Origin of the sequence: Rhizobium sp. BK008, from assembly GCF_014197345.1 — a bacterium.
Classification (GTDB): Bacteria; Pseudomonadota; Alphaproteobacteria; order Rhizobiales; family Rhizobiaceae; genus Rhizobium; species Rhizobium anhuiense.
Window position 1 is genome coordinate 41,369 of record NZ_JACIFK010000015.1, and the last position, 24,986, is coordinate 66,354.

Annotated in this window: 24 protein-coding genes and 1 pseudogene; 8 read left to right on the top strand and 17 right to left on the bottom strand. The window is 60.8% G+C overall.

Annotated elements, in window-relative coordinates:
* Positions 1 to 14 precede the first annotated feature (14 nt).
* A complete protein-coding gene (locus tag FHT69_RS33270; protein ID WP_047619595.1) occupies positions 15 to 221 on the bottom strand; it encodes a hypothetical protein in 207 nt (68 codons plus the stop codon).
* 173 nt (positions 222 to 394) lie between these two features.
* On the opposite strand from FHT69_RS33270, the gene FHT69_RS33275 reads away from it, so the two are divergent.
* Complete coding sequence (locus FHT69_RS33275; RefSeq protein WP_063473475.1) at positions 395 to 889, top strand: Lrp/AsnC family transcriptional regulator; 495 nt, start codon at positions 395 to 397, stop codon at positions 887 to 889.
* A gap of 55 nt (positions 890 to 944) precedes the next feature.
* Here FHT69_RS33275 and FHT69_RS33280 read toward each other — a convergent pair whose 3' ends face one another.
* Positions 945 to 1,322, bottom strand: a complete 378-nt coding sequence (locus FHT69_RS33280; RefSeq protein WP_028756998.1) for a winged helix-turn-helix transcriptional regulator — start codon at positions 1,320 to 1,322, stop codon at positions 945 to 947.
* Positions 1,323 to 1,476: 154 nt separating this feature from the next.
* On the opposite strand from FHT69_RS33280, the gene FHT69_RS33285 reads away from it, so the two are divergent.
* Positions 1,477 to 1,869 carry a DoxX family protein gene (locus tag FHT69_RS33285; RefSeq protein ID WP_097544994.1) on the top strand — a complete coding sequence of 131 codons (393 nt, stop codon included), beginning with the start codon at positions 1,477 to 1,479 and terminating at the stop codon, positions 1,867 to 1,869.
* A gap of 36 nt (positions 1,870 to 1,905) precedes the next feature.
* Positions 1,906 to 2,652: an SDR family NAD(P)-dependent oxidoreductase gene (locus tag FHT69_RS33290; RefSeq protein ID WP_063473474.1), complete on the top strand. Its 747-nt coding sequence runs from the start codon at positions 1,906 to 1,908 to the stop codon at positions 2,650 to 2,652.
* A 122-nt stretch (positions 2,653 to 2,774) separates the two neighbouring features.
* Here the strand turns inward: FHT69_RS33290 and FHT69_RS33295 are convergent, their stop codons facing one another.
* Entirely contained in the window at positions 2,775 to 3,812 is a 1,038-nt protein-coding gene (locus FHT69_RS33295) for a class I SAM-dependent methyltransferase (protein ID WP_028756995.1), read from the bottom strand.
* A 180-nt stretch (positions 3,813 to 3,992) separates the two neighbouring features.
* Here FHT69_RS33295 and FHT69_RS33300 point away from each other — a divergent pair, with 180 nt between their 5' ends.
* Together FHT69_RS33300 and FHT69_RS33305 are read left to right on the top strand one after the other, a co-directional pair.
* Positions 3,993 to 5,990, top strand: coding sequence for a bifunctional diguanylate cyclase/phosphodiesterase (locus tag FHT69_RS33300; RefSeq protein WP_183906575.1), 1,998 nt, complete (start codon positions 3,993 to 3,995; stop codon positions 5,988 to 5,990).
* Positions 5,991 to 6,148: 158 nt separating this feature from the next.
* The gene (locus FHT69_RS33305; protein WP_183906576.1) at positions 6,149 to 7,801 is read left to right on the top strand and encodes an acyltransferase; all 1,653 of its coding nucleotides are present in this window, start codon (positions 6,149 to 6,151) and stop codon (positions 7,799 to 7,801) included.
* Positions 7,802 to 7,814: 13 nt separating this feature from the next.
* On the opposite strand, the gene FHT69_RS33310 is transcribed toward FHT69_RS33305, so the two are convergent.
* On the bottom strand, positions 7,815 to 8,702 hold the full coding sequence (locus tag FHT69_RS33310; protein WP_183906577.1) for a LysR substrate-binding domain-containing protein: 888 nt from the start codon (positions 8,700 to 8,702) through the stop codon (positions 7,815 to 7,817).
* A gap of 110 nt (positions 8,703 to 8,812) precedes the next feature.
* Here FHT69_RS33310 and FHT69_RS33315 point away from each other — a divergent pair, with 110 nt between their 5' ends.
* From FHT69_RS33315 to FHT69_RS33325, 3 genes are read left to right on the top strand one after another with little or no spacing between them, the layout of a single operon-like run.
* The gene (locus FHT69_RS33315; RefSeq protein ID WP_048338733.1) at positions 8,813 to 10,066 is read left to right on the top strand and encodes an aromatic ring-hydroxylating oxygenase subunit alpha; all 1,254 of its coding nucleotides are present in this window, start codon (positions 8,813 to 8,815) and stop codon (positions 10,064 to 10,066) included.
* Positions 10,056 to 11,147 carry an FAD-binding oxidoreductase gene (locus FHT69_RS33320; RefSeq protein ID WP_183906578.1) on the top strand — a complete coding sequence of 364 codons (1,092 nt, stop codon included), beginning with the start codon at positions 10,056 to 10,058 and terminating at the stop codon, positions 11,145 to 11,147. Before FHT69_RS33315 ends, FHT69_RS33320 begins: the two co-directional genes overlap by 11 nt.
* Positions 11,148 to 11,194: 47 nt before the next feature.
* On the top strand, positions 11,195 to 12,475 hold the full coding sequence (locus FHT69_RS33325) for a Xaa-Pro peptidase family protein (protein ID WP_183906579.1): 1,281 nt from the start codon (positions 11,195 to 11,197) through the stop codon (positions 12,473 to 12,475).
* Positions 12,476 to 12,481: 6 nt separating this feature from the next.
* Here the strand turns inward: FHT69_RS33325 and FHT69_RS33330 are convergent, their stop codons facing one another.
* The 13 genes and pseudogenes from FHT69_RS33330 to FHT69_RS33390 all read right to left on the bottom strand — a co-directional run.
* Positions 12,482 to 13,495 (bottom strand): GlxA family transcriptional regulator, encoded by a 1,014-nt coding sequence (locus FHT69_RS33330; RefSeq protein ID WP_047619668.1) that lies wholly within the window; start codon positions 13,493 to 13,495, stop codon positions 12,482 to 12,484.
* 25 nt (positions 13,496 to 13,520) lie between these two features.
* A complete protein-coding gene (locus tag FHT69_RS33335; protein ID WP_183906580.1) occupies positions 13,521 to 14,519 on the bottom strand; it encodes a 4-hydroxyproline epimerase in 999 nt (332 codons plus the stop codon).
* 16 nt (positions 14,520 to 14,535) lie between these two features.
* Positions 14,536 to 15,387: a proline/glycine betaine ABC transporter permease gene (locus FHT69_RS33340; protein WP_183906581.1), complete on the bottom strand. Its 852-nt coding sequence runs from the start codon at positions 15,385 to 15,387 to the stop codon at positions 14,536 to 14,538.
* A complete protein-coding gene (locus FHT69_RS33345) occupies positions 15,384 to 16,232 on the bottom strand; it encodes an ABC transporter permease (RefSeq protein ID WP_048338730.1) in 849 nt (282 codons plus the stop codon). Before FHT69_RS33345 ends, FHT69_RS33340 begins: the two co-directional genes overlap by 4 nt.
* 5 nt (positions 16,233 to 16,237) lie before the next feature.
* Positions 16,238 to 17,344 carry a glycine betaine/L-proline ABC transporter ATP-binding protein gene (locus FHT69_RS33350; protein WP_063473467.1) on the bottom strand — a complete coding sequence of 369 codons (1,107 nt, stop codon included), beginning with the start codon at positions 17,342 to 17,344 and terminating at the stop codon, positions 16,238 to 16,240.
* Between the two features lie 126 nt (positions 17,345 to 17,470).
* Positions 17,471 to 18,322, bottom strand: a complete 852-nt coding sequence (locus FHT69_RS33355; RefSeq protein WP_047619572.1) for a glycine betaine ABC transporter substrate-binding protein — start codon at positions 18,320 to 18,322, stop codon at positions 17,471 to 17,473.
* Positions 18,323 to 18,400: 78 nt separating this feature from the next.
* Positions 18,401 to 19,747: an FAD-binding oxidoreductase gene (locus FHT69_RS33360; RefSeq protein ID WP_183906582.1), complete on the bottom strand. Its 1,347-nt coding sequence runs from the start codon at positions 19,745 to 19,747 to the stop codon at positions 18,401 to 18,403.
* Positions 19,744 to 21,261 (bottom strand): aldehyde dehydrogenase, encoded by a 1,518-nt coding sequence (locus FHT69_RS33365; protein WP_063473464.1) that lies wholly within the window; start codon positions 21,259 to 21,261, stop codon positions 19,744 to 19,746. The genes FHT69_RS33360 and FHT69_RS33365 overlap by 4 nt, the downstream gene beginning before the upstream one ends.
* Positions 21,254 to 22,165, bottom strand: coding sequence for a dihydrodipicolinate synthase family protein (locus FHT69_RS33370; protein ID WP_183906583.1), 912 nt, complete (start codon positions 22,163 to 22,165; stop codon positions 21,254 to 21,256). Before FHT69_RS33370 ends, FHT69_RS33365 begins: the two co-directional genes overlap by 8 nt.
* Complete coding sequence (locus FHT69_RS33375; protein WP_183906584.1) at positions 22,162 to 22,878, bottom strand: GntR family transcriptional regulator; 717 nt, start codon at positions 22,876 to 22,878, stop codon at positions 22,162 to 22,164. Before FHT69_RS33375 ends, FHT69_RS33370 begins: the two co-directional genes overlap by 4 nt.
* Positions 22,879 to 23,264: 386 nt before the next feature.
* A complete protein-coding gene (gene gfa, locus FHT69_RS33380; protein ID WP_047619564.1) occupies positions 23,265 to 23,837 on the bottom strand; it encodes an S-(hydroxymethyl)glutathione synthase in 573 nt (190 codons plus the stop codon).
* A gap of 54 nt (positions 23,838 to 23,891) precedes the next feature.
* Positions 23,892 to 24,728 carry an S-formylglutathione hydrolase gene (fghA, locus tag FHT69_RS33385; protein WP_048338724.1) on the bottom strand — a complete coding sequence of 279 codons (837 nt, stop codon included), beginning with the start codon at positions 24,726 to 24,728 and terminating at the stop codon, positions 23,892 to 23,894.
* Between the two features lie 3 nt (positions 24,729 to 24,731).
* Positions 24,732 to 24,986, bottom strand: a pseudogene (locus FHT69_RS33390) (S-(hydroxymethyl)glutathione dehydrogenase); the annotation flags it as partial.

Below are 24,986 nucleotides of genomic sequence, written 5' to 3' on the forward strand. Positions count from 1 at the left end.
GTCGATATCTGGTTTTAACGGATGAATGAGACGCCGGGTTCATCGTCCCAGTCAGCGTCGTCCGAGACAACAGGGCCGGAATATTCCGTCTCGCGAAGCGGACGCGCATCCGGCCTGTTGCGCTTGAGGGTGAGCGCCGCTGCAACCGCTCTTATCGCCACCGGCCGGTAGTGAGCGAGCAGGTCCAGCTTCTGATCGTCATCCGGTTCTTCCCTACGCATGCGTGACCCCATTTTTCCTGCGGCGCCGATGCGATCCCGACGATGCGTCGAGCGCCTGCGCCTTCCATCCCATTGCCGATGCATAAGGTATCACAGATCGCCGATCGCGATCTCACTTGATTTTCGCAGCTTTCAGCCTGTATGAACTTATTAAAGCATTCTTGAGGGTTAAAATGGCTACTGAACCTGACATCTTTAGTGAATTGGACCAGTTCGACAGAAAAATCCTCGCGGCTCTTGCCGAGGACGGCAGACTGTCGATCACCGATCTCGCGGCGCGTGTCGGCCTCTCGAAGACGCCGTGCCAGATCCGCTTCAAGCGGCTCATCAGCGACGGCTATATCGAGGGCTTCAAGGCCGTCCTCAATCCATCGAAAATGCAGCTCGACCATATCGCTTTCGTCGAGGTGAAGCTTTCCGATACCCGCGAAGATGCGCTGAAAAGCTTCAACGACGCCATCAAGAAGATCAGGGAAGTCGAAGAGTGCCACATGATCGCCGGCAGGTTCGACTATCTGCTCAAGATCCGCACACGCGATATCGGCCGCTACCGCCGCGTCCTCGGCGAGCGCATCTCGACGTTGCCCCACGTTGCCAACACATCGACCAATGTCGCGATGGAGACAATCAAGGAAGGCTGGGACAAGTTCGGTTCGAGTCTTTCGTGAACCTATTGCCGGCGACCGGCCCGGCGCAGTTCAAGACCGCGCGCACTTTTTAGCATCATGCCCTGGCTTTCCGGCCGCGTGCGCTCGGCTTCACCGGCACGCTCTTGCCGTACTCGTTCCACCATGCCGTCAAAGCTTCCATGGTGGGGCCGAGGCCCCGCGCCTTTTGTGTGATCTCATATTCGACGCGCGGAGGAACCTCCGCAAAGATGGTGCGGGACACGAGGCCGTCTGCTTCGAGCTCACGAAGTTGCGCCGTCAGCATGTGCTGGGTGATGCCGGGAATAGCCTTCCTCAATTCGCCAAACCGATAGACCCGCTGATTGAGCAGCCACATGATTTCCAGCTTCCATTTTCCCGAAAGCAACGCGAATGCGCGACGCATCTCCTCATGCATATTGCCTTCTTCTTCAACCATGGTCTGCTTTTCCATACTAACAGCAAGTAATTCATCCTACTTGCAAATATGAATCTTAGACGACATTTCTCTGCGTGCACAAGGGAGCGCAGAAAGGCGCCTCCCAAAAACAAACCGACAGACTCGACGAGAGGAATGTTGCTGCGTGGGCAGCGACAGGGATGAACTCATGCCTGAATTTTACGTGTACTGGATCAGCACGGCGCTTCTATCCGTGCTCTACCTCGCCTCAGCCGCCATCTATGTCACCAAGCGAGACTGGGTTCGCCAGGTTCTGGCGGAACTCGGATTCCAAGCTTCCTATCTCATTCCGTTCATGATCATCATCAAGGTTCTCGGCCCGGCCGCGATCCTTTCCCGCGTCAGCGTGCCGCTCAGCGATCTCGCCTATGCCGGCATCTTCTTTCACCTGCTGCTGTCGGGCCTCGCCCATGTCGGCGTTCGAAAACCCGCCGGCGCTCTGCCAGCGGCGGTCGGCCTGGCGCTGCTGGTCACCTCATTCATGACGCAGAACGACGCCCGCGACGTCCCCTCCCCTTACGTCCAGGCCACTGCGCACTGAGGTCCGATAATCCCAACCCAAATCAAGGAGATAGAAATGGGTCGACTCAATGGAAAAATTGCCATCGTCACAGGCGCAAGCCGCGGCATTGGCCGTGCCACGGCAAAGTTGTTTGCGGCCGAAGGCGCGAAGGTCGCAATTCTTTCGCGGACATCCGAAAGCGTCGAACGCGTTGTCGCTGAAATCGTCGAAGCGGGCGGCGCAGCACTCGGCACCGTCTGCGACGTCGGAGAGGCCGATCAGATCACGGCCGCGGTGGACAAGGTTGTCGCTGCCTACGGCCGCATCGACATTCTCGTGAACAATGCTTTCGATGGCTCCGCGGTCTTGTCGTCGGTCATCGACCTCTCAGTCGAACAACTGCAACGCAACTTCGACACTGGGCCGATCGCCTATCTGCGCTTCATGCAGGCTTGCTATCCTCATCTGAGGGAAAGCGGAGAAGGCCGGATCATCAATTTCGGCTCGATGGCCGGCACCAGCGGGTTGGCTGGTTATGGTCCGTACAACATGGCCAAGGAGGCGGTGCGCGCCCTGACCCGCACGGCGGCGCGCGAATGGGGTGCGGACAAGATCACCGTCAACAACGTCCTGCCGATCGCCGACACCTGGGGGGCTGCGGAAAAGGAGGTTCCTCCGCCGATGAGCGCGCTCGCGCGTTTCGGCTCGCCGGAAGACGACATTGCGCCGGTGGTGCTGTTCTTGGCCAGCAAGGATTCGCAGTTCATCACGGGCTACAGCCTTACCCCCGACGGCGGCGCAATCATCGACAGCGCTCGGTAACAGTCCTCGGCAACCGTCGATGAGCAAGGGGCGCAGCATGTTGCGCCCGTTGTCCAGCGCAGCGCGACCTTGGCGGCCGAGCAGGCGCTGAAGTTCGGCAAGCCGTCGAGCCAACGTGGGGCCTAATGCGGTCTTTGAATTTCACAGTAGACAATGCTGCGGTTTGAGCCGGACCAAACAGACACCTTCATATCCGTCCCCGTCACGCTTTCACCGGCGATCAAGCCCATCTCCCGTTCTGACCGCAACAGCAGCGCCCAGTTCATAAATGTCTCCATATAGCCATCGACCTCCGTCTCCGGAGAGAAATTGGCGAACAGGAATGTGCCGCCAGGCTTGAGCATGCTGATGCACTTCTTGGTCAGCTTTACGGCGACCGGGTCCGGCAAATAGTCGTAGAGACCCGCGGCATAGACGAAATCGAACATTCCCAGCGCATGTCTTCCACCGATCAGGGATTTGACCGAACCGCTCATCGCCTCGACGGATGTGCCGGCGAAATCGCGGGCTACGGTTCCAACGCTCATCGGGTCTTGATCCAAAGCCACCCAGCGTTTGATCGCGCCGGCACCGAGAGCGTGCGACAAAGGCCCCTCACGAAGATGCCCCGCCGCGATGGCGAGGACTTCGGTGGAACCAGGCCGCGCCGAAGCGATTTCGTCAACGCGGCGAGCCAGAATGTCTCGACGCTCCCTTACCGCTAGGGATGACGAAGCATTTCGAGTGTAGGCGTAGATCGAACGGCCCAAGTTGCTGGCCGATAAGACAGCGTCCTCAATCTCAGGTCTGCCGTAGATGAAGTCGAGAAGGCGTGCGTCGCCAGAATAGCCGCGCGGCTTTTCGAACGACCAGCGGGTCAATGGATCTTGATGAAGATAGTGAGCAACTGGATGAGATTGCGCGATCGGAACGATGACGTCCCATACCTCCGGATGAAAGCGCCGCCGTATCTGATGCAAGGCGGCGGTCAGACGCTCGATGATCGCATGAGGCTCGACGCCGGATTTGAACTGACGGATCGACACGTCAAGGCTGAGGGCAAGCTCGGCACTCGCAACGATAAGGTGGCCGGGATCTGGGGCAGCAAGCCTCCTTGCCGCCCGACGAATTTCACCTGGCGCGACAAGACTTTCACCGTCCAAGACCAGGCTTTGTACCATTTCGAGACCTCTTTGACATAGCATTAAGCATAATCAACCTCGAAATAGGATGCGACTAGAATCTACACGGGATAAGGGTATTTCTACTATTGCGGGTCAGATGCCACCCCTCTAACAAAGCTAAGCAATAAGACAAACCGGTTGCAGGTTGCCGAACGTGATTTTGGAGGGCGCCGAAGTATGGCTTACTTTTCAACTTACTTTAGATCGTTGTCAGACCGGTGTTGTTGCATGATCGCGGCTTGCGCTAACGTCCAGCGCGACGAACCAACCGCCAGCTTTTCATTTGCCGAGGCCCTCAAGTCTCTGAAATCTGAAAATGATGCTGTCCGAAGGCAGAGCTCACGGCATGGTCTTTGGATGGCGGTCGCCGTTTATGTGGCCTTCGCACTTCCAGACCGATGGCTGATCCCCGATGTTGCCCCTGTGACGATCGCCGCGCGATTCGTCGTTGCAACGGTCGCTCTGCTGGCTTTCGAAATCTTGCGACTGGCAAATGCGAAAACCGTCTGGCTTGACATCACATGTGCCGCTGCGCTGCTTGTGGGCTATGTGGGCTGGCTGTACCCGGCGATTGCCACCCGCGACGTCACCGCCATGTCATACTACATGATATTCGGCGCCATCTTCATGATGGGCGCCAACCTCTTTTTCAGTTTCCCGTTTCGGCTTTCGGTGATCACCTCGAGCCTCGTTCTATGCGCATTTTTCGTTACGATCGAGGAATTTTTTCCTTCAAGCCAAACCTACAAGCTTGCCTTCGGGTTGTTCTACATTTCGTGCTTTGTCTTCACGTCTTTCGTCAATTGGCGCTTGAACGTGGAGCGTCGAAACGTGTTGCTGAACGCGGCGGAGGCGCGCCACCAGCACTGGGAAGCGTCCGAGCGCGGAAGGTCACTGCTCGAGCTTTCACATACTGACTACCTGACAGGCATAAGCAACAGACGCGCGCTGGATCGGCGACTCGACGAATGCTGGGCCGCTTGGAAAGACGAACGCCGCGACTTCTCCGTGTTCCTGATCGACGTCGACTTTTTCAAACGCTTCAATGATCGCTACGGACATCAGGAAGGAGACCGATGCCTGACTGTTATCGCCAATGCGCTGAAGGCACTTGTCGAGTCCTCCGATGGCATGATCGGCAGGTATGGTGGCGAGGAATTTATCGTGGTCGTGCCGGCTGCCCTCCCCAAGGTCGCGATGGTTCTCGCCGAGAAGATCAGAATGGAAGTCGAGTCTCTTGCGATTGCTCACGACGAGCGACCAGATGATATGTCGATCGTAACCGTCAGCATCGGCATCGCCTTCACCCGCGAGAAACTTGGAGAGAAAGTTGAACGAATAGTCCGTGAAGCCGACCTCGCTCTCTACAATGCCAAAGCAAGTGGCCGAAACTGCATTCGTAGTTTTGATCCGTTGTTGCCTCGCCCCGACGACTATGCTGGTAAACTCGTCCCGCTGCTGGCGGCCGCCATTGATCGCAAACTGGTCTCGCTGGTGTACCAACCGATCTTCGACGTGACGAACGAGAAACCAAGAGCTGTCGAGGCTTTGATGCGCCTCAGGATGCCGGACGGCACCGCGGTTTCGCCGAAGACATTCATTCCCGTTGCAGAACGAAGTGGCGCCATCCTCGAATTGGGCCGGTGGGCGATCGAGACGGCATGCCGTGATATACTGATGACCGATCGGATGGCTACCGTCAGCGTCAACGTGTCGCCAATACAACTGCGTTCCCCCGGCTTTGCTGCCAGTGTCGCTGATATCCTTGCTCGGTGCGGGGTCTGCGGGTCGCGACTGGCCTTGGAAGTCACTGAGGGCCTGGACATGGATATGCAGTCGGAGGTGCTTAAATGCATTGCCGATCTGCGGGCACTCGGCGTCGAAATCTGGCTTGATGACTTCGGCTGCGGCTTCGCGGGCCTCTCCTGGCTGAGGGCAATCGAGTTTCAGACGGTCAAGGTCGATAGAACCTTCCTGCACGACAGCTCGAACCCACGCGGTTTGATGATGCTTCAGGACATGATTGCTCTCATCCGCAATCGTGGGAATACGATCCTGGTGGAAGGCGTCGAAACTGCAGCACAATTTTCCCTTCTCAAGGATCTTCGCATCGACCGTGTCCAGGGCTTTCATATGGGAATGCCGGTTAGCGCTGAACTTCTGAGCGCGGCATAACTCGATCTCACGGTTTCCGGTTGCTCCGCACGTTGCCGATGATCGGCGCGTGTCGGATGTCTTGCTTTTAGACGGATCAGGCAGTCTGATGCAGCGAGGCAATGGATCGCTGAAGGCAGACGAATATTCAGCGGCTGAACCTGAGAATGAGGAGCAGGATGGATCACGCCAACAGCCATCACATATCGGCGAGCGAAGAGCGGGAAGCGCGCAGGCTTCAATACCTGACCTGGGAACACATTGCGTCGGACCTCCGTCATCCGGCCCACCTGGCCCGCAAGGCGGAACTCCGGCGATCATGCGATGCGGAGCTGGCTGAGACGTCCTATATCGCCGAGCATGCCGCGATCTTCACCGAGAGCCTGACGATGGGCGAGCGCTCATGGATCGCCGGGCACGCACTCGTCCGCGGCCATGTGATCCTCGGCGACGATTGCACCATCAATCCCTATGCCTGTGTGTCCGGCACGGTGACCTGCGGCAATGGCGTGCGGATTGCCTCGCATGCCTCGATCGTCGGCTTCAATCATGGCTTCGACGATCCGGCCATTCCCATCCACCGCCAGGGTGTCGTCAGCGTCGGCATAGTGATCGGTGACGACGTCTGGATCGGCGCCAATTGCGTGATCCTCGATGGCGCCACGATTGGAAATGGTGCGGTGATCGCCGCCGGAGCGGTCGTCACGGGCGACATTCCCGCCATGTCGGTTGCCGGCGGCGTGCCGGCCCGGGTGCTGCGGAGCCGAGGCTCGGCGCCCAGGAAATCCGGCACGGGAGACATCGAAGATCAGTTGGTCAGGCTCGGCCAAAAAGCGAAAGACCAATGGCCCGATATCCTTGCACGCTGGAAAACGCAGGGAACCTATGAATCGCTGGAAGCGGACGGCGTCCGCAGACCGGCGATCCGGCATTTATGCGATGCAATCGAGATCGCCGCCGGCTTCGGTCACCTGCCACCCGACCTCGATCCATCCGAGACCGTCCAGCTTCTGCAAGGCCTGCAGGAACGGGAGACCGGGCTTTTCCCGGAAGAGCATTCGCGCATGCATGGCAAGGCGCTCAGGGATGATCCAAAGGCGCTCTATAACGTCCTTGCGGTTGGCTATGCGCTTGAACTGCTTGGCTCCAGCCCGCGACAACCGGTCCACGCGGTCGAGCTTGGCGCTGACGAACTCGATGAATGGCTGCGCGCCCTGCCCTGGTCGACCCGGGCGTGGCATGCCGGCAGCGTGGTCGATGCGATCGGAACCGCCATGTACTTCAATGCGAAGTATTTCGGCATCCGGCATTCACGGCAGGAACTTTTCGAGTGGCTGAGCCGCAATGCCAACAGCGTCTCCGGCCTATGGGGCGAGCCGACTGCGCCGGAAGGATGGCTCCAACCGGTGAACGGTTTTTATCGGCTGACACGCGGCACCTACGCCCAGTTTGGCGCAGCGCTTCCGCACCCGCACGCCTTGCTCGAAACGGTTCACCTCAATTATCGCAACCATAAGGGCTTCGTCGGCGCGAAATACAATGCCTGCAACCTGCTCGATACGATTCACCCCCTGCTGCTGATTGCCCGGCAGACCGACTACAGGCGGGCCGATGGCGAAGCGATCGCCCGCAATCTCATATCGAAGGCTCTGGGTCGATGGCGGGATGGTGAGGGATTCCCGTTTGCCGATGGCGGCGAAACGGGCTTGCAGGGGACGGAAATGTGGCTTTCCGTCATTCACCTGGCCGCCGATTTCCTCGGCCTGGCGGATCGCTTCGCCTTCGTCCCGAAAGGCGTCCACCGAACGGCAACTGTGGGACTGGGTTTGTGACGATAGTTTTCGATCAACCGTGCAGTGATGCTGTCAGCCAGGCGGCGGCAAGGTCGCGCGCATTGCTGCGCTTGGCTTTGACCGGCACGATGACGTTGTAACGATCCTCGGCGGCAAGTTCGCCGCCATCGGCTTGCACCAAGGTTCCATCCTCCAGAAAGGTGCCGACCAGCATCCGCCATCCCAATGCCATCCCCTGGCCCGCGCGCGCGGCTGCGATGGTCTCGGTATAGTGATTGAACCGCAGCGACGGCTTTATCTCGAGATTGGCACCGGTCAGCGAAAACCACTGCGCCCAGCTATACCAGGAACGATCGAGAACATCGGTTTCGATGAATTCGTCACCGGAGCCCAGCGGACCATCTGCCCGGCGCCTGAGGTAATCGGGAGAGCAGACGGGGCAAATGACGTCGCCGCGCGAGGCGATGACGGTTCCATCGCTGAAGGGAGGCACACCGTATCGAATTGCCACGTCGACTTCTCCATCGTCGAGGGCAATCGGGCTGTCCTGGGAAATCACCCGCACCAGAATGCCAGGGTTTGCCCGGCGGAATTCGGCCAGCCGCGGCAGTAGCCAGAAAGAAGAGAAGGCGACGGTCGCGCCTATCGTCACGACGTCCTGGCTGCGCGACTGGATCGCTTCCACGCTCTCGGCGATATCGGCAAGGCTCTTGGCCAGCGTGGCGCCAAGGTTGATGCATGCCGTTGTCGGCTCGACCGCTCGATGCTTGCGCACGAATAGGGGCTGGCCGAGTTCCTCCTCCAGCAAGGCAATCTGCCGGCTGACCGCTGCCTGGGTGACACCGAGTTCGGTCGCAGCCGTGGTGAAGCTTTTCCGTCTCAACACCGCCTCCAGGGTCACCAGCGCCGTCAGCGACGGGAGCCGTCTTCGGAAATGCATCGCAAACCTCTCATCGCATGATAAAAACTTATGCGAACGTGATTTTTTATGCCGTTGAAATGCCGGTAGTGCAAGGGCAATCTAGGGAAACTCTCGCATAAGAGGTTCTCATGCTAAACAGACTTCCTTCTTCCATTTCAGCCCTTCTCGACGCTCGTGCCAACGGTCACTCGCTGCCGGCCGGGCTGTATGTCAGAGAAGATGTGTTCGAAGCAGACATCGACGTCTTCTTCCACAATCACTGGATCTGTGTCGGCCTCGACTGTGACGTTCCCGAACCCGGCGACGCCACGGTGATCGACATCGGCAAGACGAGCCTGATCCTCCTGCGCGACGACGACGGAGAAATTCGCGTCCTGCACAATGTCTGCCGCCATCGCGGCTCCCGCCTTCTCGATCCGGGCAAGACGATCGTCTCAAAACTCGTCTGTCCCTATCACACCTGGACATATGAACTGACGGGCGAGCTCAGCTACGCCCCGCACATGGGCAAGGACTTCGACAAGGAGTGTCGGAGCCTCAAGCCCGTCACCTTCAAGTCGATCGGCGGGCTGATCTACGTCTGCCTCTCCGACAATCCGCCCGAGGACATCGCTCTCCTCGAACAGGCCATGGTCGAGCGCCTCGCTCCCTACGACATCCGCAATGCCAAGATCGCTCACCAGACGGACGTCATCGAGGACGGCAACTGGAAGCTCACGATGGAGAACAATCGCGAGTGCTACCATTGCTCCGCGAACCATCCGGAGCTTTGCGTCTCCTTCGTCGATCTCGACTTCGGCTTCGACCCCGAGACGCTGAGCCCGGAGGATCGCGAACAGGCCGAGGAGCATTTCAGGCTGTATGAAGAGCGGACGAAGGCGTGGGAGGCTGACGGCTTTCCCTCGGCTGCCGTCGAGCAACTCGCCGACTGCGCCACAAATTTCCGCACCCAGCGGCTGATCATCGCAGGCGCTGGTGAATCCCAGACCCACGATGCCACCGCCGCATCCTCCAAGCTGCTCGGGCACATGACCCGCAAGGATCTCGGCGACATGCATCTTTGGGGCCACAACAGCTGGAACCACTTCATGGGCGACCATGCGGTGGTGGCAACCGTCATCCCGCTGTCGGCGGGCAAGACGCTGGTCAGAACCAAGTGGCTGGTCCACAAGGACGCCGTCGAAGGCGTGGATTACGATCTCGACAAGCTGACGGATGTCTGGGTGGCAACGACCGACCAGGACGCCGATCTGGTGGCGCGCTCCCATGCAGGCGCTCTCGACCCGGCCTATCAGCCAGGCCCCTACTCCCGCTTCTCCGAGACGAACCTCGACAAGTTCGCCACCTGGTACATCGACCGGATGCGCGCCCATGGATACTAGGAGCCCGCAGGCGCCCGCAGCCAGGGCCGCTCTTGACGACGCCTGGAACCCGGAAGAAGACGACACGCTCGTTTGCCTCGACGTTCAGCAGGAGACCCACGACGTCAAGACATTCACCTTCGCATCGCGCGAGGGCAAGCGGTTCGCCTTCAAGGCGGGACAGTATTTTCTGTTCGATCTCGAGCACAATGGAGAGGCGGAAAACAGGTGCTACAGCATCTCGTCTTCGCCGCATCGGACGAATGCCTTCTCCGTGACGGTGAAGCGCGTTCCCGGCGGCAAGATCTCCAACTGGCTTCATGACACGCTGGCTCCCGGGGCAGCCGTCAAGGCGAGCGGTCCGCTCGGTCACTTCGTCAGGCCCCAGACGGCGGGACGTAAGCTTCTGCTTTTGTCCGGCGGCTCCGGCATTACGCCCGTCATGTCCATTCTGCGTGAGATCGCCGACAGTTGCGAACCGGCCGACGTCGTCTTCATGCATGCCGGCCGGACGCCCCAGGATCTGATCTTTCGCGACGAACTCGCCTGCATCGCCCGCAGGCTGAAAGGTCTTCGCCTCCACTTTCTCCCGGAGACCGTTGCCGGCGAGCCGTCCTGGCCCGGCCTGACCGGTCGCATTTCGAAAGAATATATCGGGCTTGCCGTTCCCGATATCACTGAGCGAACCGTGATGTGCTGCGGTCCCGCCCCGTTCATGGCGGCTGCGCGCGGCATTGCCGCCGAACTCGGCGTCGCCGGCTCGAACTACCTGGAGGAAAGTTTCGACGCCGCTGTCATCGACGAACCCGAAATTCCCGCGGTTCAGGAGGCGGCTGCCAAGGTTTTCCAGGTCACCTTCTCGAAACAGGCCCGAAGCATCGCGGTGACAGGCGAGCAGAGTGTGCTCTCATGCGCGAAGAAGGCGGGCGTCAGGATACCGTCATCCTGTGCGAACGGCGTCTGCGGCACCTGCAAGTCGAAGCTCGCCTCCGGGACGGTCGACATGAACCACAATGGCGGAATTCGCCAAAGGGAAATCGACGCCGGCTTCTTCCTGCCCTGCTGCTCGAAGCCGCTCAGCGATCTCGTCATTGAGCGCTGAGCGCCCGGTAACGTCGCGCCATTCACCGACGACAAGGACTGACTTCGATGCTGCGAGACCAAAGCGATTCCGCTGAGCCGACCGGCTCGACGGTCTTCAAGGATGAGCGGAAGCAGGCATATCTCAATCCTGAGGGAGCTGATCGGCCTCTTATCAGTCCTGTGCCGGCCACGACGCTCGATCGGGCTCGCCGCTATCGTCTGGAGCGCCTGCGCACGACGATGCGCGAATGGGACTGCGGCGCCCTGCTGCTCTACGACCCCGTCAACATCCGATATGCCTTCGATTCATCGAATATGAGCATTTGGACGATGCACAACGCCTCGCGCTACGCTCTGGTCCTCGCCGATGGTCCGGCGATACTGTTCGAATTCGAAGGCGCCGAGCACGTCAATGACGGGCTTGCCGGCATCGACGAGATCCGGCCGGCGAAGTCATGGATATTCTTCACGGCGGGCAACCTGATGGAACCCCGCTTGAAAGCCTGGGCGGACGAGGTCGCGGACCTCGTGAGCAGCCATGGCAGCAACAGGCGCGTTGCGGTGGACAGGCTCGAACCCGCCGGCGCCTTCGAACTGCGCGAACGCGGCTTCACGCTTGTCGACGGCCAGGAACTGGCGGAGCGGGCGCGATCGATCAAGAGCGCCGACGAAATCGAGCTAATGCGATGGACGATCCGTGTCTGCGAAGCCGGCATGGCGCGGATGTACGAGATGTCAGAGCCCGGCCGCACCGAAAGAGAAATCTGGGCCGAGCTTCACTTCGAAAACGCCCGCAGCGGCGGCGAGTGGCTGGAGACCAAGCTCTTGACTGCTGGCCCGAGAACGAACCCCTGGTATCAGGAGTGTTCGGACTACGTCATCAAGCGCGGGGAAATGATATCCTTCGACACCGATATGATCGGACCCTACGGCTATTGCGCCGACCTCTCGCGGTCGTGGACCGCAGGGCATGTCGCCATGACCACCAAGCAGAAGGAACTTTACGCGGCGGCCAGGGATCAGATCGAGCACAATCTCGCAATCCTGAAGCCCGGCATGACGTTCGCAGAATTCAACACGCAGTCGTGGCGGATTCCGGAGAAATACCAGCCTTATCGATACACGCTTGCTCTGCACGGAACCGGAATGGCGGACGAGTGGCCGGGGATCCTTCTGCATCCGGATTTCGACCCGGATTTCAGCGGCGCCTTCGAGGAGGGCATGGTGCTCAACGTCGAAAGCCTGATCGCCGAAGCCGGATCCGAGAGCATCAAGCTGGAAACCCAGGCTCTGATCACGGCCAGGGGCGCCGAGCGGCTGGACACGTTTCCGTGGGAAGAGATCTGAGTAAACTCAGTGCGCTCTCAAAGCGGCTGCGCGATGCTGCGACGGCGTCTGCCCGAATGTGCGCTTGAAGGTTCTCGTGAACTGCGAGGCGTTTTCAAAGCCGACATCGAGCGCGATCTCGATCAGCGGCGCCTTCGACTGGGCAAGGATCGATTTCGCCCGCTCCATGCGAACACGATTATAGGCCTTGGCGGGAGACATTCCGGTCTTGTCGATGAAGATCCTCTCCAGTTGCCGCCTTGACAGGCCAACCATGGCGGCAAGCTTCTGAATCGACATGCTGCCGTCGACGAACTGTTCCATCGCAATCATCGCCGCCTTGACGCGGGCGTCTTCATACTCGTCGTAGAGCGGTCGCCGCGGCTGTATATCCGCCGACGTCCGGGCCTTTTCGATCTGAAGCACTTCAAGCGCGTTTCGCTCGGCGTCGCGGCTGATGCGTTTCCTGACCAGCAATGCCGCCATGTCGGCGGAACTGCTGCCGCCTGCGCAAGAGCCGCGCTGGCGATCGAGATTGAAGAGCCGGTCGGAACGAACGCTGAGCTCGGGAAAGCGCTCGCGAAATTCCTTGTAATGCAGCCAGCTCACGCAGGTTTCGTGCCGCTTCATCAGGCCGGCCTCAGCAAGGATGAATGAACCCGTGCACACGCCGATCAACGGCACCTTCTTGGCATCCGCCTGCTTGAGAAAGGCGATGGTCTGCTGGTCGACGGGGTTCTCCACCGTCAGAAGGCCGCCGACGACCACGATGTAGTCGAACTTCGCAGGATCGACGAAATCGGAGGTCGGCGCAACCTGGACGCCGCAGCTCGCGGTGATCAGGTGCCTCGTGCTGCCGATCACCTGCCAGTCGGCAAGAAGCCTTCCGGAGCGATCCTGCTCGTCGCTCGCCAGCCGCAGCGTATCCACGAAGAGTGCGAAGGCCGACAGCGTGAACGAGCGCGCCAGAACGAACCCGACTTTGAGCCGGCCAGCCGATCTTGCGGCGTCGTCTGCTTGGCGTTGCTGATCGGGTCGCATCGTCATCTCCCTGCCGAAAACGCGCTCATCGGATCTGAAAGCCATGCGCCAGCGGATCACGATCGTCAACGAAAATGGTGTTATGTCCGATGACGCGCGCCCAGCCTCCGATGCTGGGAAGAATGCCGCTATAGGGTCCAATGCTCGCCTCGGCTTCGACCCGGCCCTCGAAGATGGTTCCGATCAGGCTTTCATGCCGGTATCTCGACCCGATGGTAAGCCGTCCCTTCCCATAGAGCTGGGCCATGCGGGCGGAGGTGCCGGTGCCGCCCGGCGAGCGATCGATGGCCTTCTCGCCATAGAAGACGGCGCAGCGTCCATCCGAGACGTCATTCACCGGGCGGTCGCACCAGATGGCGTGATGCACACCGCGAATCCTCGGGTCGTCGGGATGGACAGGATCGCAGATACCGGCAAGGGCCGACCTCAGTCTCTGGCTGCAGCCGACAATGTCGGATGCGGTCATGCCGTCGAGGCCGCTCCAGTTATCCTGTGGTTCGACGACCGCATAATAGTTGCCGCCATAGGATATATCGACGCGCAGACGGCCCATTCCCGGCACATCCACCTCGACATCAGCCTCATGGAGATAGCTCGCCACATTGTGGAGACGAACGGAATCGACATATCCGTCCTTCTCCTCGTAGGTCACGTCAACCCTCCCCGCAGGCGTCTCGATGGCGACCCGTCCGGGTTCGCGCGACTTGACCAGCCCCTCCTCGATCGCGGCGGTCACGGTGCCGATGGTGCCGGCGCCGCACATCGGCAGGCAGCCGCTCACTTCGATGAACAGCACGGCGAAATCGCAGTCCTGCCGATAGGCAGGATAGATGATCGCCCCTGACATGATGTCGTGCCCCCTCGGCTCGAACATCAGCGCCTTGCGCACCCAGTCATGGTCGCGGACGAAAATCTCCCGGCGCTCGCTGATCGGTGCATGGGCAAGCAGTGGACCGCCTCCGGCGACCAAGCGGACGGGATTGCCGCAAGTATGCGCATCGATGCAGAAGAAGCTGTTTCTCATCTCTCTATGTCCTTGCTCATTTCGCCTTCGGCAGCCTGTCGCGGTCGAGCAGGCCGCGGGACAGCCGGTCGAGCAGAAGGGCGACAGCGACGATCGCCAGGCCTGCCCTGAGACCAAGCCCCATCTCCATGCGCGTCAAGCCGCGCGTCACCTCAGCACCGAGACCGCCGGCACCGACGAGCCCGGCCAGCACGACCATGGCCAGCGACAGAAGGATGCACTGGTTGAGCCCGACCAGGAGCGTCTGCTTGGCCAAGGGGATCTCGATCTTCCAAAGCACCGAGCGAGGCGGCGCGCCGATGGCGCTGCCGAGTTCGATGAATTCCTTCGGCACCTGGTTGAATGCCAGCGTGGTCAGTCGGAGCATCGGCGGAATGCCATAGACGATGGTGGCGATGATTGCCGGCACGCGTCCAAGGCTGAAGATCATCACCGCAGGAATGAGATAGACCCACGGCGGCACGGTCTGCATCACATCGAGAACCGGGCGAACCATCGCCTCCAATGTCTTGTAGCGCGAGCACAGGACGCCGATCGGGAAGGCGATGAGCACGGAGATCAGGACCGCGACGGTGACCAGAGACAGGGTCTGCATCGATGCCGTCCACAGCCCCATGAGGAGACAGAAGCCCAGGCAAAGACCGGCCAGGATCGCGGCGCGCAGACCGACGGCGACGAATGCCAGAACGACGACGATCGCGATGAGCCCATAGGGCGGCACGAAGAGCAGTGCCGCTTCGAATCCGGAAAGCACCGCTTCGACCAGATAGCTGATCGCCGCAAACAGCGGATGAAAGTTGGTGTTGAGCCAATCGACGGTTGGCGCCAGGAAAGCGCCGGGCGAAAACTGCAGGATGGACGGATTCATGACTTCCTCCCCGTTCCCAGACGAGCAGCACTCTGGGTTATGCGATCAAGCACCATGGTCAGAACCACGATGGCGATCGCTCCATTGATCGAGGTCGCGATGTCGAGCGTTCTGATCGCGCCGTAGATCGTCTCGCCAAGCCCGCCGGAACCGACGATGCCTGCGATGACGACCATGCCGAAGGCCATCATCAGGCTCTGGTTGATGCCCGCCATGATGCTCGGCAGCGCGAAGGGAAGGCGGATCTTGAAGAACATCTTCGCCGGCGTCATCCCAAGCGCCTCTCCGAGTTCGATGAACTCCTTGGGCGTCATCCGGATACCGAGAGACGTCAGGCGGATTGCCGGCGGCACGGCGACGATCACGGTCGCGATCAATGCCGTCGCCGGTCCATAGCCGAGCAGAGCGATCGCCGGCAGCAGGTAGATGTATGGCGGAAGCGTCTGGATCAGGTCCAGGCCGGGCTCCATGAAACGATCGAGGGCGGGAAAGAAGCCGGCCATAATGCCGATCGGGATGCCGATCACCAGGGCGAGCGTGGTTGCGGTCAAGACCAGCGCCAGCGTGCTCATCGTCTCCGGCCAGAGTCCCATGGAAAAACAAAGCGCCAGCGCGACGCCGCTCAGCAGGGCGAACCAGACATTGACCAGCCGCCAGCCGACGAGCGCCACGATCAGCGCGATCAGATAGAATGGCGGAAGTTCCAGGAGCCAGAGGATCCCGGCATAGAGCCCTTCGAGAACCTGCCTGATGGAATCGAAAAGGAACTCGCCATTGTCGCTCACCCATTCGAGCGCGGAATCGGTCCATTCGTCAAAAAGATCGATGAAGCCTGAACTATCCATGTCAATCAGCTCCAGTTGGTGGACGCCGCCGGCAGATCGTGGGCGGATGGTCCCTTGACGCCCATCAGCAGGCTGCGCGGCGTGACCACGCCGACAATCTGACCATTGTCCACGACGGCGATGGCGTCGCGCTCCGACTGCATCGTCAATGTGATGAGTTCGTCGATGTCGGCGTCCGGCGTCGTGCGCGCCAGCGACGCGATGTCGGAATTCGGCGCGCTTTGCTGGAATTCGGCGACACTGCGCATGACGGAATGCGCCTTGATCAGATGGAGACGGGATATGCCGGCGACGAATTCGGCGACATAGGCATCCGCCGGGTTGAGGATGATCTCCTCGGCCGTGCCGGTCTGGATGATGACGCCGTCCTTCATGATCGCAATGCGGTCGCCGATCCGGATCGCCTCGTCGAGATCATGGGTGATGAAGACCGCGGACTTGCCCAAGGCTTTCGTCAGCTGCCGGAATTCGTCCTGAAGCTGGCGCCGGATGAGCGGATCGAGCGCGCTGAAGGGCTCGTCCATCAGAATGATCTCGGGGTCGGAAGCGAGCGCGCGAGCGAGACCGACGCGTTGCTGCATGCCGCCCGAGAGCTCGCCCGGATACCGGTTCACCCAGTCGGCGAGGCCGACCTTCTCGAGCGCGGCAACGGCGGTCTTGTTCCGCTCCGGCTTGGTTATTCCCTGCACCTCGAGGCCGAAGGCCGCATTTTCCAGGACTGTGCGGTGCGGCAACAGAGCGACGCTCTGAAACACCATGCCGATGTTCCTGGCGCGCATCTGCCGGAGATCGACCGGAGACAGGGCGGCGAGGTCGCGCCCCTTGACGAGGACCTTGCCGGCGCTCGGCGTGATCAATTTGTTGAGCAGGCGGATGAGCGTGGATTTTCCGCTTCCCGACAAGCCCATGATGCAGAAGATTTCGCCGCGCCGCACCTGGAGGCTCGCCTCGGACACGCCGACGACGCAGTTGTATTCCTTCAAGACCTCTTTTTTGCCGAGGCCGCGCTCCTTGATCGACTTCATTGCCGCAGCGGACTTGTCACCGAAGACTTTCCAGAGGGACTGGCAGTCGATCAGGACATCATTGATATCGGCAGTTACGGTTTTCATAGCGATCCCCTTGAGCCAATCGGCGCTGGCTTCTCTCGTTGAATCTCCCAGCGTCCTTTGCGCGTCTAAAAGGGACGCGCGGCGCTGTAGGATGGCCGCCCGACGGATCGGACGGCCACGACGCGGTTAGTTCTTCTTGATGTTTTCCCAGCGCTTGATCAGGTCGGCATGGGCGCCGATCCAATCCTGCACGGCCTGGTCCATGGTCTTGCCTTCATTGACCGCGCCGTTGATGGCGGTGATGTCGGCGAGCGGCACATAGACGCTGGCCATCACTTCCCGCGCATGCGGGTTCTCTGCGGAGAAGCCCTTATGGCCGATCCAGTAGTAGCTCTGCGGCGGCGGGAAGATGCCCTTCGGATCCTTGAGGTACTTGACCTCGTACTTCTGGACCATCCATGACGGCTCCCAGATCGTCACCGCGATCCACTCCTTGCGATCATAGGCGGACTTCAGCGCCGCCGTCATCGCGGCGGTGCTGCCCTCGACGAGCTGGAGCTTGAGGCCGTAGTCCTTGACCGCATTCGAGGTATCGCGCATCAGGCCGGCGCCCGGTTCGATACCGATGATCTTGCCGCCGAACTTGTCGGCGTTTTCATTGAGCTGTTCCAGCGAGTCGATCGGGACATATTTGGGAACCGCAACACCCTGATAGAGGCCGTGCGAAACCGGCGAGATCTTTTCGAGGCGGTTCTTGTTCTTGTCCCAGTAGTCCTGCGCGACATAGTCCGTCTGCGAGGTGAGAACCTGGATGTCACCCTTGGCGAGAGCGGCATAGGCGATGCCCCACTCGGAGAACTCGGTCACCTTGACGGTGTAGCCCGCGTCTTCGAGAACCTTCTTGGTGATACCGGTGATGGGCGTCAGATCTTCCCACGACATCGTGCCCATGGTGATCGTCTTTTCTTCCGCGCGAGCAGGAAGGATGCTGACCCCGATCATTGCAGCGGCGCAAAGCGCCTTCCACAAATTTTTCATTGTTCTTACTCCTGTTTTACGTTCCCATTCTCATTGAAGTCTGCGAGCGGGCAGCTTCACATTGCGCGGGCCGAAGGATCATCCCTCGCGGCCAGCACGCAATTCCTGCAGGCGGATGACCGAGTTGACGCCGAGCCACGCGATGGGCTCGGGCGGCAATCTCACCGGTTCCGGCTGGTTCTTGTATTTGTCGAGTTCGGGGCTTGCGGCGCCTGTCGCCAGATCGGCCGCCATCATTCCCGCAAGCGTGCTCTTGACGGTGCCGAGACCATTCTCGCAGCAGGCGGAAAAAAGCCCTTCCTCGACCTCGCCGAATGCCGGCACATGGTTTCGGCTCAGGCAGAGCGCACCCGCCCAGCTAAACTCCATCGGCAGGCTTTCCATTCCGGGGAAGCGAGCGTCGAACGAGCGGCGCTGCTCGGCCGCCACGCCGGCGACCCGCTTCTCTGACACCTGGAGGCTCGGGTCGTAGGTGAACCGCGTCCTGATGACGATCCTCGAACGGCCATCTGTGGTGATCTTGCGCACCGTCGCGCCCATCGGGTCGGCCGGCAGCAGCGCCCAACGGTCTGCGCCGGTGACATCGCCGCCGAATTCGTTCTGGGAAAAGGCCGATGTCATCGACGCGTAGGTGAATATGTGCATCAGCCGCCCGCGGAAATGACCGAAGCTTTGAATATGGCCGTTCACGCCCAGAATGACCTTTGGCGCGGAGACCGATCCGCGAGCCGTCTTCGCCTTCCAGGACTTTCCCTCGCGGGAAAGCTCCAGCACCGGCGAGTGCTCGTGAATGGCGATTTTTGCGCTAAGTCCGCGCGCCAGGCCGCGGATATAGTCGGCGGGCTGGATCATCACCGCGCCCGGCGTATAGAGCCCACCGCGATAATAGCGCGAGCCCGTCATCTCCCGCATCTGATCGGCATCGAGAACGCGATGCTGCTCACCGATCTTTTCGAGCGACTTCCTGTAGTTGTCGTTGAGCCCGAGCCCCCGATCGGAGGCCGCGGCATTCACCTTGCCCGCCGGATCGAAGGTTTCCTTGGACAGGCCGTATTCGGCCGCGACATCGGCTGCGAAGGAAATCGCCAGACGGTTCTGTCGAATCTCGTCCTTGGTCGCCTCTTCGTCGGCCACCGAATACTCGCCGGAAGAGAGATTGTGCGGCACGTCGATCATGAAGCCGGAATTTCTCCCGGCCGGACCCTTGGCGACTTCACGCGCCTCCAGGACGACGATCTTGTCCTGAGGGCGCAACTGCGAGAGGCGGCGGGCCGCCGACAGGCCGGCAAATCCGGCGCCGACAATCAGCCAGTCCGCGGTAATGTCGTGTTCAAGCGCCATTGCGGGAAAGGCGCGTTCGCTGATCGCCTCCCATCCCGAAACGCCGGTATCGATCGGCAGGTGCTTGATCACATGGCGGCTCATCGGATCGTCTCGTCGACCGACCGTTCGGATACGTCGATCCAGATGGTCTTGAGTTCGCAGTAATTGTCGTGAGCGAAGACCGACTTGTCGCGGCCGCCGAAGCCGGACTCCTTGTAGCCGCCGAACGGCGTGCTGGCGTCGCCTTCTCCGAAGCAGTTGACGGTGACGACGCCGGCGCGGATCTCCCGCGAGAGCCTGATGGCGTTCCGCAGGCTACCGGTATAGACGGACGCCGTCAGGCCGTAGTTCGTGTCGTTGGCAAGGGCGATCGCCTCGGCCAGCGAATTGAACGTCGTCACCGAAAGCACCGGGCCGAAAATTTCTTCCTGGAAGAGGCGGCTGGCCGGCGTCACGCCCTCGACCACCGTCGGTTCGATGAAGATGCCGTTATAGGTTTCACCGCCATGGGCGATCGAGAGCTTCTCCGTCTTGGCGTCGTCGAGGAAAGACTTCACCTTTTCGAAATGCGCCTTGCTGACGAGCGCGCCGATGCGGTTTGCCGGGTCGAGCGGATCGCCGGTCTTCCATTCGCGCATGTAGGCGCCGATGCGTTTCAGCAGTTCGTCCTTGATCTTGGCATGAACGATCAGACGCGAGGTGGCCGAGCAGTTCTCGCCCATGTTCCAGAAGGCGCCATTGACGACCTGCTCGGCAACGAGGTCCAGGTCTTCGGCATCGTCGAGAACCACCGCGGGGTTCTTGCCGCCGCATTCGAGCACCACCTTCTTGAGGTTCGAGTCGGCGGCGTAGCGCAGGAAGCGGCGGCCGGTGGGCGTCGATCCGGTGAAGGCCACCATATCGACATCCATATGCAGGCCGATCGGCTCGCCGACCTCCTTGCCGCCGCCGGTCACGACGTTGAAGACGCCCGCCGGGATACCTGCTTCATGAGCAAGCTCGGCGACGCGCAGCGTGGTGAGCGTCGTTTCCTGCGCCGGCTTGACGATCACCGAGCAGCCGGCGGCAAGCGCCGGGCCGATCTTCCAGGCCAGCATCAGCAGCGGGAAATTCCACGGCAGCACGCATCCGACAACACCGATAGGCTCGCGCACGATCATCGTCAGCGCGTTGGCGCCGACCGGAGCCGTGTTGTCATAGAGCTTGTCGATCAGCTCGGCGTGCCAGCGCAGCGTATGAATGGTATCGGCAACATCGACCGTCTGGCATTCGCCGACCGGCTTGCCGCTGTCGAGGCTCTCCATGACGGCGAGTTCGTGACGATGGTCCTCCAAAAGTTTGGCAAGCTTGAGGAGCACTGCTTTGCGTTCGGCCGGCGAACGCAGCCGCCAGCGGCCGTCGTCGAAAGCTTGCTTTGCCTTGGCGACAGCGGCGTCGACGTCGGTGGCGTCGCAGGCTGCGATTTCGGCGAGAGCCTCACCTGTCGCAGGGTTCGTGGAGGTGAAAGTCTTGCCGGAGTTCGCCGGACGGAATGCCCCGTCGACGAAGGCATTCGTCGGAAGTTGAAGACCGGCGGCGATCGCCTTGTATTCGGCTGCGGTCAAGGGTTCATGCATGGTTTGCTCCCGACGTGATCTGGCTGACCGTGCGCTTCAACGTGGCGACGACGGTCTGAAGTGTTCGTTTTTCCTCGGAGTTGAGCGGGCGCAGCGGCGCGCGGACCGAGCCGACGTTCAGCCCGATCAATTCGCATCCGTGCTTGATCGATTGGACGAATTTGCCGCATTCGAGGAAATCCATCAGCGGCAGCATCGCGGTCATGATCGCCCGGCCTTTGTCGAAGTTCTTTTCGACGACGCAGGCCTCATAGAGGGCCACATGTTCGCGCGGCAGGAAGTTGGAGCCGGCGCAGACCCAGCTCTTCGCGCCCCAGGCGAAGAATTCGAGCGCCTGATCGTCCCAGCCGCAGGACAGTGCAATATGCGGAAACTTACGGGCGAGCAGGTGAAGGTTGCCCATGTCGCCGGAGCTTTCCTTGATGGCGACCACGTTCTTCGACTTGCCGACGCGGGAGAAATATTCTTCGCCCATCACGACACCCATGCGGGCGGGATAGTTGTAGAGCATGATCGGCAGGTTGGCCGCGCGGTCGACGGTCAGAGCGTGGACCGCATTCTCGCGTTCGGTCGGCAGCGCGTAGGGCGGTGACGACACCAGGATTGCATCCGCGCCGATGTCCTTCGCCGCCTTTGCGTATTCGACCGAATCTTCGGTGCGCGTGGCGCCGGTCCCGATAATAAGCGGCAGCCGCGTGCCGATGACGTCCCTCGCATAGGCTGCGAGGTCGAAGCGCTCCTGGCTGCTCTGCGCGTAATACTCGCCCGTCGAGCCGCCGACGATGATGCCGTGGACGCCGGCCTCGATCAGCGACTCGAGCACGGCGGCAAATCCGGCTTTGTCGATCTGGCCATTTTGATCGAGCGGCGTCACCGCCGGCGTATAGATCCCCTCAAACTTCACGATGACTTCTCCAATATTTGCGTGGCGGAGCCGCCGAGGAAGGCGTCCGCCTTGAGGCCTTGCGGGGCGATGAACATCTCCATGTTCTCGCGGGACAATTCCCAGTGTTCGAAGACGAGGTCGACGACGGCATTCTCATCGTGGGCGCCGAGCGCATCGATGAAGCTGTCATGATGGTCGACGGCCACCTGAAGCCGCCGCTTCATGTCCTCGTTTCTCGGCCGGAAGAAGGTGTGGCCGATGCGCGCGTGGTCGATCAGCAGCCGGCCGAGGCTCGGCTGCAGATAGACGTTGCCCGACATCTCGCCGAAAATTTCGTGAAAACGATTGTTCTCGAGGACCATCGCCAGCGGATCCATGTTCTCGCTGGCGGCGCGGAACCGCTCCTGGGTCTGCTTCAGGTCCGAAAGCTGGGCGGGTTTGAAATTCTGCACGGCGAGACGGCCGATCGCCGCGTAGATCATCGGCGCGACGAGGAAGAAATTCCGCAGGGTGGAATGGTTCATCGGGATGACCCGCGCACCCCTGTTCTCGCGAATGTCGATATAGCCCTCGCCGGCAAGGCGCCGAAATATGTCGCGAACCGGCGTCCGCGAGAGCCCGTATCTTTCACTCAAACTGGCTTCGTCCAGATCGGCGTCCGGGTCCAGTTCCATCGTCAGGATCTGCCGTTTCAGGTCTTCGTAGAGATTGCTCTTGGGTGTCTTCGCCATCGTCGCTCTCCGGCCAGTCGTTGCTCTACGCCGTGAAAATGGCACGCTTGTCGGAGGGAGTCAATAATTGTGTACTTTGCGTACACAATTAGTATTTATAGAATACACAATGATGCCGAGCGCTATGGTCGCGATGCCTGTCAGGCGCCGCTTAACGTGCTGACAATGATCGACATTCCGCGGCGGCGACCGTCGCGGCGTTCTTGCCAGCGGATCATCGTGGCAGGTCGGTGAGAATGTCTCTGGAGTTGACGTCGATACGACGTCGGTCATCAGGCCTCGAAGCCTGGACGCCGGCGACCCGGCGAGCGGCCATTGCGGAATATCTCGTTTCCGGTGGCGGCGGTTTTGTCGGGGAGCGCCGGCCCGGCGCTCCCCGGGGTCGATTAAGAAGCCAGAACGCCGCTCTTCTTGGCGGTCCACGTGGCCATGTAGTCCATAAGGCCAGGGTTTAGGCAATCGTAGGGCTCGAGGCCGGACGCCCTCAACTGCGCCCTGACGGCGTCCATCTTCGCGGGGTCGAAGCCGCTCTCGATGATCGACGACACGAAGGCCGCAAAGCCCGGCTTCGCCCAGCCGCTTTCCTGGAAGCGTTCCGGATGGACGAAGGACAATCCCTGGAACGGATGTTCGCGCACAACCGGCCCATACATATGCACGCCGCATTCCTTGCAGGCGTGGCGCTGGATCAAGGCGGCGGAATCGACGACGGCGAGCTTATCGCCGTTCTCCAGCACTTCGACGCTTTCGGTCGGAGCGACCGCCACGACCGAGAAGACGGCGCCCTCGGGCTTCCAGCACTTGGTGCAGCCACAGGCGTGATTATGGGCGATATCGCCCTTGATCTTCACCTTGACCGGATTGCTTGCGCATTTGCAGACGAGCGTCCCGCCTGCGAAAGCAGCGTCAGTCGCCCGAAAGCCTGAATCCACTGCCGGATGTATGGCTATGCTGGTCATGGGTTTCTCCTCCCCTTCTGGGCCGTTTGCGATATGCCCGGCCAAGCTCTGCAATCAGTCTCCCAATCTCCGCGCGTGCCAGCGCAGATGGTCTTCCATGAATGTCGAAATGAAGAAGTAGGAGTGGCCGTACCCGTCCTGCATGCGAAGCCGCAGGCTGATGCCGGCCGTCTCGCAGGCCTGCCTGAGCTCTTCGGGGCGCAATCCGTCCTGCAGGAAGCTATCCGCCGTGCCTTGGTCGACGAGGAATTCCGGGAACCGGTGCCCGTCTTCGATCAGCGAGCAGGCATCATAGGCCCGCCAGTTCCTTTCATCCGATCCGAGGTATTTCTGGAATGCCGGCTTTGACCAGCCGGAGACCGAGGGATGGCTGATCGGCGCGAAGGCCGAGCAGCTGCCGAAGCGTTCGGGGTGCTTGAGCGCGATCGTGATCGCGCCATGTCCCCCCATCGAGTGGCCGAAGATTCCCTGCCGCGTCATGTCGACCGGAAACTCGGCCGCGATAAGCTTCGGCAATTCATCGACGATGTAGCTGTACATCCGATAATTCTGTGCGAACGGCGGCTCGGTGGCGTCGACGTAGAAGCCGGCACCCTTGCCGAACTGCCAATTATCCGGCTCGTCCGGGACGGTATCGCCCCGCGGACTGGTGTCGGGGCAGACGATGATAATACCGAGTTCTGCGGCAAGACGCCGATACTCTCCCTTTTCCATGACGTTCGCATGGGTGCAGGTCAGACCGGATAGGTACCATAGAACCGGCAACTTCCGTACTTTGGCCTGCGGCGGTAGGAATACCGCAAAGGTCATGTCGCAGTCGCAGACATCCGAGCGATTGATGTAAACGCCCTGGGTGCCGCCATGAGAATTTTCGGTTGAGATGGTTTTCATGGCTCAGTACACGACCACGCCGCGGATGGACTTGCCCGCATGCATCAGCTCGAAGCCCTTGTTGATGTCATCAAGCGGCATGGTGTGGGTGATCATCGGATCGATCTGGATCTTGCCCTGCATGTACCAGTCGACGATCTTCGGCACGTCGGTGCGCCCGCGCGCGCCGCCGAAGGCGGTGCCCATCCAGTTGCGGCCGGTGACCAGCTGGAACGGCCGGGTGGAGATCTCCTGGCCGGCGCCGGCCACGCCGATGAT

Excerpts from the sequence above, each read along its gene's own strand:
- FHT69_RS33275 (WP_063473475.1), top strand. The coding sequence starts at position 395 with ATGGCTACTGAACCTGACATCTTTAGTGAATTGGACCAGTTCGACAGA.
- FHT69_RS33310 (WP_183906577.1), bottom strand. The coding sequence starts at position 8,702 with ATGCATTTCCGAAGACGGCTCCCGTCGCTGACGGCGCTGGTGACCCTG.
- FHT69_RS33335 (WP_183906580.1), bottom strand. The coding sequence starts at position 14,519 with ATGAGAAACAGCTTCTTCTGCATCGATGCGCATACTTGCGGCAATCCC.
- FHT69_RS33325 (WP_183906579.1), top strand. The coding sequence starts at position 11,195 with ATGCTGCGAGACCAAAGCGATTCCGCTGAGCCGACCGGCTCGACGGTC.
- FHT69_RS33285 (WP_097544994.1), top strand. The coding sequence starts at position 1,477 with ATGCCTGAATTTTACGTGTACTGGATCAGCACGGCGCTTCTATCCGTG.
- FHT69_RS33270 (WP_047619595.1), bottom strand. The coding sequence starts at position 221 with ATGCGTAGGGAAGAACCGGATGACGATCAGAAGCTGGACCTGCTCGCT.
- FHT69_RS33330 (WP_047619668.1), bottom strand. The coding sequence starts at position 13,495 with ATGCGACCCGATCAGCAACGCCAAGCAGACGACGCCGCAAGATCGGCT.
- FHT69_RS33305 (WP_183906576.1), top strand. The coding sequence starts at position 6,149 with ATGGATCACGCCAACAGCCATCACATATCGGCGAGCGAAGAGCGGGAA.
- FHT69_RS33315 (WP_048338733.1), top strand. The coding sequence starts at position 8,813 with ATGCTAAACAGACTTCCTTCTTCCATTTCAGCCCTTCTCGACGCTCGT.
- fghA (WP_048338724.1), bottom strand. The coding sequence starts at position 24,728 with ATGAAAACCATCTCAACCGAAAATTCTCATGGCGGCACCCAGGGCGTT.
- FHT69_RS33290 (WP_063473474.1), top strand. The coding sequence starts at position 1,906 with ATGGGTCGACTCAATGGAAAAATTGCCATCGTCACAGGCGCAAGCCGC.
- FHT69_RS33280 (WP_028756998.1), bottom strand. The coding sequence starts at position 1,322 with ATGGAAAAGCAGACCATGGTTGAAGAAGAAGGCAATATGCATGAGGAG.
- FHT69_RS33295 (WP_028756995.1), bottom strand. The coding sequence starts at position 3,812 with ATGGTACAAAGCCTGGTCTTGGACGGTGAAAGTCTTGTCGCGCCAGGT.
- FHT69_RS33355 (WP_047619572.1), bottom strand. The coding sequence starts at position 18,322 with ATGAAAAATTTGTGGAAGGCGCTTTGCGCCGCTGCAATGATCGGGGTC.
- FHT69_RS33375 (WP_183906584.1), bottom strand. The coding sequence starts at position 22,878 with ATGGCGAAGACACCCAAGAGCAATCTCTACGAAGACCTGAAACGGCAG.
- gfa (WP_047619564.1), bottom strand. The coding sequence starts at position 23,837 with ATGACCAGCATAGCCATACATCCGGCAGTGGATTCAGGCTTTCGGGCG.
- FHT69_RS33350 (WP_063473467.1), bottom strand. The coding sequence starts at position 17,344 with ATGAAAACCGTAACTGCCGATATCAATGATGTCCTGATCGACTGCCAG.
- FHT69_RS33360 (WP_183906582.1), bottom strand. The coding sequence starts at position 19,747 with ATGAGCCGCCATGTGATCAAGCACCTGCCGATCGATACCGGCGTTTCG.
- FHT69_RS33365 (WP_063473464.1), bottom strand. The coding sequence starts at position 21,261 with ATGCATGAACCCTTGACCGCAGCCGAATACAAGGCGATCGCCGCCGGT.
- FHT69_RS33345 (WP_048338730.1), bottom strand. The coding sequence starts at position 16,232 with ATGGATAGTTCAGGCTTCATCGATCTTTTTGACGAATGGACCGATTCC.
- FHT69_RS33320 (WP_183906578.1), top strand. The coding sequence starts at position 10,056 with ATGGATACTAGGAGCCCGCAGGCGCCCGCAGCCAGGGCCGCTCTTGAC.
- FHT69_RS33340 (WP_183906581.1), bottom strand. The coding sequence starts at position 15,387 with ATGAATCCGTCCATCCTGCAGTTTTCGCCCGGCGCTTTCCTGGCGCCA.
- FHT69_RS33300 (WP_183906575.1), top strand. The coding sequence starts at position 3,993 with ATGGCTTACTTTTCAACTTACTTTAGATCGTTGTCAGACCGGTGTTGT.